We start from the raw sequence: 14,534 nt of genomic DNA, 5'->3' as shown, positions 1-14,534 counted from the left end.
GGAGGGTTTAATGGATGCAGTGGCTTAAAGGATGGAAACTGGCTCTGATCGGAAGTTTGGTCATCGTATTGGGAGCATGCGGGGATTCTGGACAGCAAAGCGAGAAGGTGGTGAACCAAGCGGGTCAACAAACAGAAGCAACACGCAAGTTCGAAACGGTTATGGGAGAGATCGAGATTCCGAAGGAACCGAAGCGAATCGTTGCGACGCAATACCTGGGCCATTTGTTGACCTTGGGCGTTAAGCCGGTCGGGGCAGGTACGGCCAGCTTGAATCAATATTTTTTGCAGGACTTGACGGACGGAATCGAGGATATCGGCGATGATCAAGCGGCGCTTGAGAAAATCGTGTCCCTTGATCCCGACCTTATTATTCGGCCTTCGGATAAGAATTATGAACAATTCGCCAAAATCGCGCCGACGATTGTCATTCCTTGGGGAGCCAAAGATTTGTATGCTGAGCTGCGGGAATTCGGCGACTTTCTCGGGAAATCGGAGGAAGCCGAGGAGGCGGTCCGGCATTACGAGGAGAAGCTCGCTGAGGCCAGGATCAAACTGAACGGCGTAGTCAAGGAAGGAGAAACCGTTGGCGTTTACGAGATTTGGGCGAAAAACTTCTGGGTTGTGGGAGAAAGCTTTGGCCGCGGAACCCGTAATCTCTATTCCGGTCTCGGCTATCAGCCGCCTGAAGCCGTGAAAGGGCAGGTCGTAAACGGAGGCGCCGGTTTGGACATTTCGCTGGAATCGCTGCCGGACATGGCCGCGGATTACATGTTCGTGACCGTCTACGATGCGGACGGGGGCGGGGAACGAGCCAACGAGATATTGGAGAGCGCGCTGTGGAAATCCCTTCCGGCTTACAAAAACAACCGCATCTTTACGCTGGATATCAACCAGTTCTCCGCAGGCGACCTGATCTCGCTTGAAAAGCAATTGGAGATTCAGACGAATCTGCTGCTCGGCAACGTGAAATAGCCGCAACACGGGAAAACCATGTCGAAACCCGCTTAAAGTCGCGATCCTCGCGGCTTTTTTTGTTATGACGTTAGCCGGATTATCAGTTGTCGGATATTGTGGAGGATCTTCTCACTTTGTTAACAACTTGAAATCGTTTATAATGATTAGATAATAGTAGATATTTTAATCTATCAATATTTATAATAGACTATAATATGGTGATTATTGACACAGAAAAGGTGTGTTTTCAGAAGACGCCTTGCTTTTTATCGACATTATTAGCAGGGACGCCTACTCTTTTTTCAAATATATGGGATAAGGAAGGGTATAATGAGCAACATGGACAAAAAAACAGACGTAATCTTGATTGGTGCCGGCGTCATGAGCGCGACATTGGGAGCCTTACTGAAGGAGCTGGTGCCCGAATGGGAGATCAAAGTGTTCGAGAAACTCGCAAGCGCGGGGGAGGAAAGCTCCAATGAATGGAATAATGCGGGGACCGGCCATTCCGCACTATGCGAGCTTAACTATACGTCCGAAAAACCTGACGGATCTATAGACATCAGCAAAGCGATCAACATCAACGAGCAGTTCCAGGTCTCAAGGCAGTTCTGGTCTTATCTGGTAAGCAGCAATCTGATTCGCAATCCGCAGGACTTTATCATGCCTATACCTCATATGAGCTTGGTTCAGGGCGAAAAAGACGTGGCCTTTTTGAAAAAACGTTTTGAAGCGCTGTCAAATCATCCTCTCTTTCAAGGAATGGAATATTCCGAGGATCCCGAGCAGCTGAAGGAATGGATTCCGCTTATTATGGAAGGGCGCACATCGAACGAACCGTTAGCGGCAACCAAAATCGATTCCGGGACGGACATTAACTTTGGCGCTTTAACGCGCATGCTGTTTGAGCATCTGAAGAACAAAGACGTGGAGGTCAACTACAAGCACAGCGTGAAGGATATCAAGCGTACTCCCGATGGCTCGTGGAAAGTAAAAGTGTTGGATATCGATAACGGCAGAACCGAGTTCCATACGGCCAAGTTCGTCTTTATCGGCGGCGGAGGCGGCAGCCTGCATTTACTGCAAAAAACCGGCATCCCCGAATCCAAGCATATCGGAGGGTTCCCGGTAAGCGGACTGTTCATGGTCTGCAAGAATCAAGAAGTCGTTGCGCAGCATCATGCCAAGGTATACGGAAAAGCCAAGGTTGGAGCTCCTCCGATGTCGGTGCCCCATCTGGACACAAGATACATCGATAACCAAAAAGCACTGCTCTTCGGTCCGTTTGCCGGCTTCTCGCCGAAGTTCCTAAAAACGGGTTCGAATTTCGATTTGATCGGTTCCGTCAAGCCGAATAACGTCTTCACGATGCTGGCGGCGGGGGTTAAAGAAATGGCGTTGACCCGATACCTGATCCAGCAGGTGGTGCTATCGAATGAGAAGCGCATGGAAGAGCTGCGCGAGTTCATCCCGAACGCGAAGAGCGAGGATTGGGAAATCGTCGTGGCGGGCCAACGCGTACAAGTCATTAAGGATACGGCTAACGGAAAGGGCACGCTGCAGTTCGGGACCGAAGTGGTTAGTGCCGCGGATGGTTCGGTCGCAGCCCTGCTCGGTGCTTCGCCCGGGGCTTCGACGGCCGTTCACGTGATGCTTGAGGTATTGCAGAAATGCTTCCCGCAGCAGATGAAGGAATGGGAACCGAAAATCAAGGAAATGATTCCTTCTTACGGGATGTCGCTTTCGAAGAATCCGGCCCTCTTTGAAGAAATTCAAGATACGACTTCAGAAACGCTAGGTTTAAGCTTAAAAGCACTGGTGCATAGTTAATCCCTTCCATGACGAAGACCAACCCGGTATACCGGGTTGGTTTTTTTATGCTGCCAAGCATCACAGATAACAATATTTCGGATAATATTGAAAGTTTACAGGATATTATGAATGGACCAAGCCTCTTATAATGAGTTAAAGAAAGCAGCTTGATAACACTTACATAGCAATCATGAGGAGGCTTATCCATGAAAATCACCCGGCATGCGGAAAATCCGATAGTAGTGCCTGGACTCTACGATTGGAGAAAGGTGACGGTATTCAATCCGGCCGTCATTATCGATAACGGAAAATTCTATATGATTGAACGGACGGCAGGATCCCTGACTCCCTGCAAGAACTACCTGGGTTTGCTGGAAAGCACGGACGGCGTGCATTTCACCCATGTGCTGGACGAACCGGTGGTAACGCCGGACCAGCTGGGATTCCCCTATGGCAGCATCCAGGACCCGCGAATCGTCAAGATCGACGACACCTTTTATTTGAACTATGCCTTGCGCCCGTGCGCCATGAACTATTACCCGACGGGAGCCGGCATCCCCGAACGCTCGATTCCCGAATATCCGGACGGCTGGGGCGAAGAGGAAGGCCATTGGCTGACGCGGTCCGGGATCCTGACTTCGAAGGATCTCATTCATTGGGAGTACCTGTGCGATACAACGCCGCTTGATATCAATGATCGCGACAACATTCTGTTCCCGGAGAAAATCAACGGCAAGTATGTGCTGCTTCGCAGACCGGAAGAATATGTAGGGGAGGAATACGGAACCGAAAAAGCGGCCATGTGGATCAGCTACTCCGAAGACTTGGTGCATTGGGACGAGCCGAAGCTGTTGGCAAAAGCCGAGAACAACGATTGGGAGTTTAAAAAAATCGGCGGCTCGACGCCTCCGGTGCGGACGGACAAAGGCTGGCTGGTGCTCTACCACGGCGTAGACCAAGATACGGTGTATCGCGTGGGGGCTTTGCTGCTGGATCTAGAGAATCCCGAGAAAATCATCGCCAGAACCCGCCATTTCATTATGGAGCCGGAGACGTATTATGAAAAATTCGGCTATCAGATCCCGAACGTCATTTTCCCGACAGGCAATGTCGTCAAGGACGGTCTCCTCTATATCTATTACGGCGTAACCGATACGGCAATTGCCCTCGCAACGGTACCGTTGGATGACTTAGTGGATTATATTTTGAACGAACCGCAATAAAGACGCTTCAGGGCGTGGCAAATGACTTAGTTCAATGCCACGCTTTCCGTAGAACCTAAGATGTAAGCGATACCATTAAAATGGAAAAACGTGAATTTAATGTAATGAAAATTAACGCATTTGAGAGAAATATGATGAATAAGAAGCCCGTTTTGTCCAAAATGACTTAAAAAAATTAGATGAAATCGTTTTTTTAGCGGATATTGGGATCGCTAACCCGATTGTATAATTAATATATCTTATATTGTTAAATATAAGAACATGATATGTAACATATAAAGAGAGGGGTATATTAAATGAAAACGTCTAAGAAGCTTAGAACGATGCTGCTCACCGGAACAGCTGCGCTGCTGCTCATGTCAACCGTCGCTTGCGGCTCCGGAGAGAAAGACGCTGCCGAGCCGGAAAAGGTTACCTTGAACATCATGCATCCATGGACATCGCCGAACGTGGATAACGAGGTGTACAAAGAGCGGATCGCCGAATTCGAAAAACAGCATCCCGACATTATCATCAAGCAGGACGGGGTAGCGGCAACGGAGTATAAAACGAAGCTGCGCACGTTGGCTGCCGCCAACAACCTGTCGGATATCAACGTCGTATGGCCTGGTGCCGACCTGGCTCCTCTGGTAGCCGGGGATCTGCTGATGCCGCTGGATGACCTGATGGATAACTGGAATGATATTTTGCCTGAGGACGCGTTGGCCGGATTTAACCAGAACGGCAGTCAATTCGCCGTGCCGACCAAACAAACCTTCGTGGACATTATTTATTACAATAAAGAGATGTTCGCCGGGGTCGGTTATGACCAATTTCCGGCTACCTACGACGAATTCATCGATGCGGTGAAAAAGCTGAAGGAAGCCGGCATTACGCCGATCTCCTTGGGCAACAAAGAGAAATGGCCGCTTCAATCGTCCTTCTTGTCGATTATCGGGGACCGTTACGTAGGCAGTGACTTCTTGCAGAAAATTCTGAACAAGGAAGCCAAATTTACCGATCCCGAATACGTGAAAGCGATTGCCGTCATCGACGAACTGTCCAAACTGGGAGCATTCAATACGGATGCGAACAACATGGATTCCGTCCAAGGGCAGGACTATTTCATTCAAGGCAAAGCAGCGATGCATATTTCTTCTTCTACCGTTGACGGAAGAATCCGCATCAACAACGAGGAAGGGGACAAATTCGGCATTGCGCTCTTCCCGAGCGTCCCTGGCGGATCCGGCGATCCGGTGAAAAGCGCGGGCGTCGTTCAGTACGGCATCTCCATTAAAAAAGGATTGAGCGATGAAAAGAAAGCGGCTGCCGAGGAATTCATTAAGTTTTTTGTCAATGAGGACCTGTACAAAGATCTGATCAGTAAAGGCGTTGTCGTACCGGCCAACGTTGAAATTCCTGAAGATGCGAGCCCGTATCTCAAGGAGATGCTGGAGTTGACCAACAAGGGAACGGCACCGGTGTTCGACAGCGTCATTCCGACGCAAGTTACCGACGTCATGCAGAACGGATTGCAGGCTCTGACCATCGGCAGAGGGACGCCGGAGGAACTCGCCCAAGAGGTTCAGGAAGCTTTCGACAGCATGAAGTAAGTTGCGAATTTCCTTCCTTAAGTCAAGATCATGATGGCACAAAGAAAAACCCGGCAGCGGGTTTTTCTTATTAAAGGCAGAAAGAAAGGAGTTAAGCCAATGCATACGCTTAAGCATACGAAATGGGCTATATTCTTGGGCTTGGCGCCAGCACTTATTATCTATATATGTATTGCCATATTTCCCATCGGCTTATCGGTTTATTATTCATTAATGAACTGGGACGGAATCACGCCCATGCGTTTTATCGGGCTGGACAATTTCGTAGATATTTTCAAGGATGATATTTTTTGGCTGTCCGTTAAGAACAACATCATTATCATGTTTACCGGGATAGCGGGTCAGATTCCGCTTGGCCTGCTGCTGGCCCTGCTGCTGAATCGAGGACTCAAGGGCTCCAGCTTCTTCCGGACCATCGGATTCCTGCCGGTCGTCATTTCATCGGTTATGGTATCCCTGATCTGGGGCATGGTGTACAACACGGAATACGGGATGCTGAATAACCTGCTCGGCGTTCTGGGTCTTGAGAGCTGGCAGCAAAATTGGCTGGGGGATCCGTTCTGGTCCATGATCTCCATCAGCATCGCTTATATATGGCAAAACTGCGGCTTATATATGATCATTCTATTGGCCGCGCTGCAGAATATCCCCGATGAAGTCAATGAGGCGGCTGCCCTGGACGGCGCGACTGGTTTAAGCCGGATCATGCGGATTACGATCCCGATGATCCGAGGAACATTGCTCGTGTCCGTTGTCTACAGCATCAGTAATTCGTTCCGCGTGTTCGATCTGATCCAGATCATGACGGGCGGCGGACCGGCACATGCGACGGAGGTTATGACCGTCTATATGTACAACAACTCGTTTATGAATATGAGATTCGGCTACGGCAGCGCGGTATCCGTATTGATTCTGCTGTTTAGCCTTATCGTCATCACGATCGTAAATCGATTGGCGAGAGAAAAGGAATAGAAGGGAGAGGGAGGAGATGTACAGACAAACGAAATGGTTCCATTTATCGGCATACACTTTTTTGGGGATATTCGCTATTATTAATATAATCCCTTTCTTTTGGATGATCGTAGATTCGTTCAAAACCGAGCAGGAATATGCGGCGAACCCGTTCTCCATACCGACCGAGCTGCAGTTCTCCAATTACGCGAAGGCATGGGAAGTGGCGAATATGGATACCTACTTCCTTAACAGCATCATCGTAACGGTCGTATCGTTGGTCGTGACGGTCCTTCTTGGATCGCTTGCGGCATACTTCTTGGCAAGGTTCAATTTTAAGCTGCGCGGTGCAACTTACGCGATATTTCTGCTGGGCATGGTCGTTCCGATTCATGCGACCTTGATTCCGATTTTCTTGATCATGCGGAATCTGCATTTGCTGGATACCCACTTATCGCTGATTCTTCCATACACGGCGTTCCATTTGTCCTTGACGATCTTTATCCTGGAGGGTTTCATGAGAGGGTTTCCGAAGGATTTGGAGGAGTCGGGCGTCATGGACGGCGCGGGCGTATTCAAGATTTTCTGGTCGATCATATTACCGATCACTCGTCCGGCGATTTCAACCGTCGTGATCTTGAACTTTATCTATAATTGGAACGAGTACTTGTTCGCACTCGTCTTGATCAGTTCATCGTCGCTGAAAACATTGCCGCTTGGGCTCGCCAACTTTGTCGGCATTGAGACGGCCAGCCTTACGCTGCAAATGGCTGCGTTGACGATCGCGCTTATACCGATCATTATTTTTTACCTGCTCCTGCAAAAGCAGCTCGTTAACGGCATGACGGCAGGCGCAGTCAAAGGTTAATCCGGTTTCAGCTCAACATCATGAAGTCATCGAAAGAGGGAATGGACATGCGCAGCAGTTTGGGCTGGATCGGGAATTATGGTCTGAAACAGAAGGCTCTGGTCATTTTCCTCTTTTTTGTCATTCTGCCTACGCTGGGGGTCGGCGTCCTGGCCCAAGACAAGCTGAACGAAGTGCTGCGCGGCCAATTTATCCAATCAAGCCAACGCAGCCTGGAGATCGTAACGAACCAGCTGGAAGAACAAACGGCCATGATCGAGGATATCGCCGATTATTTGATATTGAGCAATGACATGCGCCAATACCTGCGCCTTGATCCACCGCCAGAGAGCGGGAGGGCGGAGCAGTTGAAGCAGAATCTCGAAGGATTCCTGACGTTTCAGCTCATGTCCAAAAACTATATCAAATCCATTTCGATTACCGGGTTTAACGGCAATTCCATTGAGATGGGCGAGCCGATTCACGGCAACGAAGAGTCTTGGAACCGGCTGGCGGACGAGCATAAAGGCGGAATCGTGTGGAGCAACGGCTATCCTTCCACCAGCGGCTGGTATGGTGAAGTAAACCTCGTCTCATTGTTCCGGGTTCTGAATTCCTATGACGAGATCACGCTCCCGCTGGCTAGGCTCGTCATCCGCATGGATGAAGCCAGTATTCTTAAACAGCTGCAGCGGGGGTTGACGAGGGACGAAGGCATGGTGTTCATTGTGAATGCCGAAGGACAAATCGTACTGCCCTCCAAAGAATTGCTATCCTTGGATATCGGCGATGGGAAAGCGATTACGGATATCATAACCGCCGGGACGATGGGCTCTTCCACGTACCGACACGACGGGGAAGCGTATTTGACATTTCATCAACGGATGGAGAATACCGATTGGACGATCGTTTCCATGGTGCCCAAGGCTGCGTTGGATCAGGATGTACGCGGCGTATCCATCTTGATGCAGGTTATTCTCATCGGAATTCTCCTGTTGGGCTTATCGGCCTTGATCGGGTTCCACTATACGATTATCAGGCCGATCCTGCGCCTGAAGATTGAGACCAATCGCGTAAAGCTCGGCGATTTCAACGCTCGGGTCCCCATTCGTTCCAAGGATGAGATTTCCGAGCTGAACCGCAGGTTTAACGATATGGTCTCCACGATTCAGGAACTGATCGAGCATAAATACAAGCTGGAACTGAGGGAGCGCGAATCCGAGCTGCGCCTGCTGCAGGAGCAGATGGATCCGCATTTTCTCTATAATACGCTGGATATGATCCGCTGGACCGCCAGGCTGGAGAAGGCCGTCGAGTCCAGCCAGCTCATCGAAATTTTGTCCCGATTCCTGCGTTCCAGTCTGAACAATGGCCATTATGAGACCAGCCTTGCTAAAGAAATGGAATTCGTACGCTCCTATTTGTATTTGCAGCAGAGACGGCTGGGGCGTAAACTGAAATATGCGCTGTACATGGAATATGATCTGGCGAATTCGCTTACCTTGAAGGCTACCATTCAGCCTTTGGTCGAGAATTTTCTCAAGCATGGCCTTGATCGGCGCGAGCCGGTCGCCAGGATAACGGTCATCGCGTATAAGCGGGAGGATGAGATTTGGATCGACGTGCAGGATAACGGCCGGGGTATGGACGATTCTACTTTGGAAGAAGTCAGGGAATCCCTGCGAATCGGAGTCCAAGCCGGCCGCACACGAGGTGCGCTCAGCAACATTCATGAACGTTTATACCTATTTTTCGGAGAACGCTACGGACTGGAAGTGATTGAGGCTTCATCGCAAGGAACCTTGATTCGCCTCAAGCTTCCATATTCTGAAACCTACGGTGGTGAATCGTACGATGCAACACGTGAAGACAGTAAAAATGCTGATCGTTGACGATGAACCGGTGATCTGTCAGGGCTTGCACTATACCATTGACTGGGCGGATTATGGAGTCGAGGTCGTCGCCGAGGCTTATGACGGCAATGAAGCTTTGCAGGTGGTGCAGGAACACGAGATTGATCTGGTTCTGACGGACATCCGAATGGAGGGAATGGACGGGCTTCAGCTTGCTAAGGAGCTGAAGCTCCGTCATCCTCAGATTCGGGTCATCATGATCAGCGGTTATGAGGAATTCGAGTATGCCCGCCAAGCCATCAAGCTTGATGTAACCGATTACTTGTTGAAGCCCGTCGATATTGACGAATTGGTGGCCGCCGTGACCGGAATCGTGGAAGACATTCGCAACCAAGATATCCGTGTCGACGGATCATCGAAGGATGCCGAGCTGTGGCTTTCCGACATGGCAGCGCATAATGAAACTTCATTGGCCAAGGCGGTGCCCGGCGATTTAGTAAACGGTGCCGAATATAAACTCATGGCTACGCAGCTGGAGAAGTTCTCGAACCTTGCAGCTTCCGTATCGGAACAGGATTTAACGATGCTGCAGCATGTATGGATCCGAACGGTTCGTGAAAACCTCGAAACCAGCGGAATTCGTCAAGTATCCGTGTTTGTGCATAAAAATCTGCTGTTGACCCTGCTGATGACGGATCAGCCGCGCCCGAAGCGGCAGTGGGATGAAATTCTGCAGGCGATGCTGGATGCCTGGCCGGAAGAGCATCGTTTGTATGGCGCGGTATCGGATGCTTACGCTTCCCTGGACCAAACGGCAGCCATCTGCTCGCAGGTGCGAGCGTTATTGCCTTATTATGCCTTGGAACAGCGCCCCTTGCTGGATCGAGAATATAAGTCCGAGGTGGATAACGGCCGGGCCAAGCACGATTTCGACAGTGCCGACATGGTCTCGAAACTGTCCGTGGCATTATTCAAGCAGGATGCCGAAATGCTGGAAGAGCTAATCGACGGCATGTTCCGATTCTTCCGGGATCAGCGGTACCTGTTGACGGATATGGTGAACGTGTGTGATGAACTGTCCATCATGCTGCGGCAGCGACTTCGTCAAAGCGGCCTGACCCAGCTGGAGCATGGCCTGGAGAGAACGATCGACCTGGAGGTGTTCAATCATCCCGACGCGATTCGTCTGGCGATATCCACCGAAGTGTTTGATCTGCTGCAGCTGATCGACAGGGTCGGCATCGACAGATCGTTCTGGATCATTGAGAAGGCCAAGAAGTATATGGCGGATCATTATCTGAGCGACCTGAAAGCGTCGGAAGTGGCAGCGTATTTAAAGATTACGCCCAGCTACTTCAGCAATATTTTTAAACAAAGCACGGGAAAAAGCTTCAGCGAATACATGAACGAATTGCGCATCAACGAGGCGAGAAAGCTGCTGCTGACGACGCAGGACAAGGTGTTTGAGATTGCCGACCGCGTCGGTTACAAAGAATACAAGTATTTTGTATCCGTCTTCAAACTGTACACGGGCATGACGCCCAAGAAATATCGGGTCTTGAATATCAAAGAATGATTAAAAGCATGACGACCAGGATGGAAGGAGTATGGGGAATATGGAGAAATATCGGAATGCTGCGCTCCCCGTAGACGAGCGCGTAGAGGATTTATTGTCCAGAATGACGCTGCGGGAGAAGGTCGGGCAGCTGAACCAGCACTTGTACGGCTGGATGGCATATCGGCGAAGCGAAGGGACCGAAACGGAGTTTGAACTGACCGACCTATTCAAGGAGCATGTTGAATGGGGGGCCGGCATGGGGGCGCTGTACGGTCTGTTCCGGGCGGATCCTTGGTCCGGGGTGACCTATGAGAACGGGATTCCTACGAAGGACAACGCGAAGGTGGCGAACGCCATTCAGCGTTACGTGATCGAACACAGCCGGCTCGGCATTCCCGTCCTGCTCTCGGAGGAATGCCCCCACGGCCATCAAGCGCTAGACGGAACGCTTCTGCCCGTCAATACGGCCATCGGTTCCACCTGGAATCCCGAATTAATTGAAAGCGCCTATTCCCATGTGGCCTCCGAGATCCGCAGCCGAGGCGCGCATTTAGGCTTGGTCTCGGTACTGGACATCCTGCAGGATCCGCGGTGGGGACGCTCCGAGGAATGTTACGGAGAAGATCCTTACCTGGCTGCGCGAATGACGGAGGCGGTTGTGTTTGGCATGCAGGGAAGAAACCCGGAAGAATGGAAGAAACACGATAAGGCAGCTGCCGTGCTCAAGCATCTATGCGCTCAAGGAGCAGGGCAGGGCGGACGGAACGCAGGCCCGGTTCCCGCAGGCGAGCGCGAGCTGCGGGAAATCCACCTGCCTGCCGCGGAGGCGGGGATCAAGGCAGGGGCGGCTGGCGTCATGGCGGCCTATAATGAACTCGACGGAATTCCATGTCATGCCAATGATAAGCTGTTAACCGGCATTCTGAGAGATGAATGGGGATTTGATGGGATTGTCATGGCGGATGGAACGGCCATCGACCGTTTGGTGTCCATTACGGGAGACTATGAGTCGGCAGCTGCGCTTGCTCTCTCATCCGGGGTGGATCTAAGCCTGTGGGACAAGTCGTTCACGACGCTTGAACAAGCGGTGGAGCAAGGGAAGGCCGATATGGAGAGCATCGACCTCGCGGTTGGTCGGGTGCTTGGCCTGAAATTCCGGTTGGGGCTGTTCGAGCAGCCGTACGTTGACGAGGGCTTGGCTGCTTCGACCGTGAACAATGCAGCCGCCAGAGCGTTGAACGTTTCCGTCGCAAGAGAAGCGGTTGTGCTTCTTAAAAACGATGAAGGCGTACTGCCATTGAATCACAGCAGTATCAAACGGCTGGCGGTCATCGGTCCTAATGCGGACCGTCTCTACAACCAGCTCGGGGACTACACCAGCGTTCAGCGCGAGGGCAGCGGAGTCACGGCGCTTCAAGGCATTCGGATGGCTGCTCCCGAAGGCACGGACATCGTCTTCGCTCCAGGATGCAGCGTTCGAGGCATGTCCACCCAGGGCTTGCCTGAAGCAATCGAAGCGGCCCGTTCCGCGGACGCGGTCGTGCTCGTGCTTGGCGGCAGCAGTGCTCGTCAATTCGGAGGCACGTTTGACAATAACGGAGCAGCGATCGTAGCGGAGGGGGATCCGACGGAAATGGACTGCGGGGAAGGAGTCGATCTAGCCGAACTTCGCTTAGGCGGGATACAGGAGCAGTTGGTTCGGGAAATTCACGCGATCGGCAAACCGGTGATCACCGTGCTCATTCAGGGACGTCCGCTCGCCGTCGGCGAGGTGGCCGAGCTTAGCAATGCCTTGCTGTGCGCTTGGTATCCCGGCAGCGAAGGGGGCCGTGCCATCGGAGAAATCCTGTTTGGCCAAGTGAACCCGAGCGGAAAGCTGCCCGTCTCGATTCCACGCTCCGTAGGTCAATTGCCGGTTTATTACAATCAGAAAAACGCAGGGCGCCCTCGTCCCTATGTCGATATGCCGTCCAAACCGTTATATCCGTTCGGATTCGGCTTGAGTTACAGCTCGTTTGAATATGGATCTCCGGCCATCTCCCAGAATGAAGTGACGCTTGACGAGCTTCGCTCCGGAAGTCGTGTCGAGGTGTGCGCGGAGTTGAAGAACAGCGGAAAGCTGAAGGGGGACGAAGTCGTACAGCTTTACATACAAGCCGATCAATCAGGGATTACCCGCCGACTTCGAGAATTGAAGGGATTCAAGAAGGTTATGCTGGAGCCCGGGGACAGCACCACCGTTACGTTCGAGCTCGGCTTCGAGGAACTGGCCATCTGGAACCGCAACATGGATTACGATGTCGTCCCTTGCCGAGTTAACATCGTTGTAGGCGGCCACTCGGATTGGGAGAACGGTGTTGTTGAGTTGAAGGTAAAAGCCTGAAGCGTAAGCCTATTTCAAAGGGTTTGCCTATATGTCTAAGCTATCGATGTTTTTGGAGACAGCATTCCATGCTGTCTCTTTTCGTTGTGATCAGCCTTTCGTTTGACACAAAGAAGGAATCGGGATAATATGTAAGGGAAATGCGGAAAATGATATTGTTTATATATTTTCCGGGGTAGGGGGGTAAATTTCTATGAGAGAACGAATTGTCGAGGCGGCAAGCAAGGAAATCCGGAGAATCGGATTGCGATTTACGATGGGTGAACTGGCCAAACAGCTGGGGATGAGCACGAAAACCCTGTATGGCGTTTTCCCTTCCAAAGATGAGCTAATTGCCGAAATTCTCGAGGGGGCGATCGATGAGCTTCAGCATAAAGAGAAGGAAATCATGAATAACGCGAGCCTCAGCACATTGGAGAAACTTAGACGATGTCTGATTCTTATCCCGGCTGATTTTCAGTTTATCGAGCTAAACCTCATCACGGAGCTGCAGCGTTATTATCCTAACCAATGGAACCGCCTCGACCAATTTCTAAATGAGCAATGGGGCAGCATTGCCGAATTATTTCAGGAAGGCATTCGTCAAGGCTTGCTCCGGCCGTTTAACGCCAAAATATTCATTGATCTGTATGTAGGGGGCTTTTATCGGTTAATGGAGGACTCGGCGGCAAACAGGAGCAGCATGACCCTTCAGGAGGGCCTGCGCGATATGGGAGAGATTCTTTTGGCCGGTATCATCAAGAGGGAAACTTGAGCCAACGGTAGACCACGAAGGAGAAGAGAGGGTATGCTTTGAGCAAAACATTAAAAGGTTTGTTTTTAGTGACGGATATCGGATTTATTATGTATTGGGTCATTACCGCACTTGCCTTAATTCCTAAAGAGTATCTATATCAGGATTATACCAATGAGCTGTTGGTTGCTTGGAATTGGTCGTTCTTTCCGCTGGACATATTCATATCCGTGACCGGGATGTACAGTCTGTACTTACATAAACGAAGAAATGCGAAATGGAAAAATCTCGCCTTAATCTCGCTTACCCTGACGTTTTGTTCCGGGCTGCAGGCGATCGTTTTTTGGATCATCAAGTCGGATTTCGACCTCATGTGGTGGGTGCCCAACCTGTACCTTTTGTTGTATCCGTTGTTATTCATCCCTAAACTGCTAGAGACAAAGGAAGCATTCGCCGAATCTTAAAGCGGATGCTCCTTTTCTTTATGATCTCTAGGGCATTTAATCGAAAAAAAAGGGCTAAAGGACCATGATTTCCTAAAACATTAAGTATGATAAGCACAGGAAATCCTTGGGGGAAATGGTAAACTCAAAGTGTACATTCACTACCTAGGAAAGGGGGCGCCG

General features: G+C 50.7%; 11 protein-coding genes. All 11 read left to right on the top strand.

Annotation, left to right across the window (positions count from 1 at the left end; translation table 11 throughout):
• Nucleotides 1–14 precede the first annotated feature (14 nt).
• Nucleotides 15–974, top strand: a complete 960-nt coding sequence (locus JNUCC32_RS11250) for an ABC transporter substrate-binding protein (RefSeq protein WP_192572069.1) — start codon at nt 15–17, stop codon at nt 972–974.
• Between the two features lie 312 nt (nt 975–1,286).
• Nucleotides 1,287–2,786 (top strand): malate:quinone oxidoreductase, encoded by a 1,500-nt coding sequence (locus JNUCC32_RS11245; RefSeq protein ID WP_015735059.1) that lies wholly within the window; start codon nt 1,287–1,289, stop codon nt 2,784–2,786.
• A 188-nt stretch (nt 2,787–2,974) separates the two neighbouring features.
• Nucleotides 2,975–3,991: a glycoside hydrolase family 130 protein gene (locus JNUCC32_RS11240; protein WP_192572068.1), complete on the top strand. Its 1,017-nt coding sequence runs from the start codon at nt 2,975–2,977 to the stop codon at nt 3,989–3,991.
• Nucleotides 3,992–4,287: 296 nt separating this feature from the next.
• Entirely contained in the window at nt 4,288–5,583 is a 1,296-nt protein-coding gene (locus JNUCC32_RS11235; protein ID WP_096773547.1) for an extracellular solute-binding protein, read from the top strand.
• A 99-nt stretch (nt 5,584–5,682) separates the two neighbouring features.
• Nucleotides 5,683–6,555 (top strand): carbohydrate ABC transporter permease, encoded by an 873-nt coding sequence (locus JNUCC32_RS11230; protein WP_015735068.1) that lies wholly within the window; start codon nt 5,683–5,685, stop codon nt 6,553–6,555.
• Nucleotides 6,556–6,571: 16 nt separating this feature from the next.
• A complete protein-coding gene (locus JNUCC32_RS11225) occupies nt 6,572–7,402 on the top strand; it encodes a carbohydrate ABC transporter permease (protein ID WP_009592052.1) in 831 nt (276 codons plus the stop codon).
• Between the two features lie 47 nt (nt 7,403–7,449).
• Nucleotides 7,450–9,273, top strand: a complete 1,824-nt coding sequence (locus JNUCC32_RS11220; RefSeq protein ID WP_015735069.1) for a sensor histidine kinase — start codon at nt 7,450–7,452, stop codon at nt 9,271–9,273.
• Nucleotides 9,236–10,810, top strand: coding sequence for a response regulator transcription factor (locus tag JNUCC32_RS11215; RefSeq protein ID WP_096773549.1), 1,575 nt, complete (start codon nt 9,236–9,238; stop codon nt 10,808–10,810). Before JNUCC32_RS11220 ends, JNUCC32_RS11215 begins: the two co-directional genes overlap by 38 nt.
• Before the next feature lie 40 nt (nt 10,811–10,850).
• Nucleotides 10,851–13,175 carry a glycoside hydrolase family 3 N-terminal domain-containing protein gene (locus JNUCC32_RS11210; RefSeq protein ID WP_192572067.1) on the top strand — a complete coding sequence of 775 codons (2,325 nt, stop codon included), beginning with the start codon at nt 10,851–10,853 and terminating at the stop codon, nt 13,173–13,175.
• 193 nt (nt 13,176–13,368) lie between these two features.
• Complete coding sequence (locus JNUCC32_RS11205; protein ID WP_192572066.1) at nt 13,369–13,929, top strand: TetR/AcrR family transcriptional regulator; 561 nt, start codon at nt 13,369–13,371, stop codon at nt 13,927–13,929.
• A 38-nt stretch (nt 13,930–13,967) separates the two neighbouring features.
• A complete protein-coding gene (locus tag JNUCC32_RS11200) occupies nt 13,968–14,372 on the top strand; it encodes a YvaD family protein (protein WP_192572065.1) in 405 nt (134 codons plus the stop codon).
• Nucleotides 14,373–14,534: the final 162 nt, after the last annotated feature.

This window comes from Paenibacillus sp. JNUCC32, from assembly GCF_014863545.1.
GTDB lineage: Bacteria > Bacillota > Bacilli > Paenibacillales > Paenibacillaceae > Paenibacillus_AQ > Paenibacillus_AQ lautus_A.
This window is presented reverse-complemented; position numbering and strand designations above follow the sequence as displayed.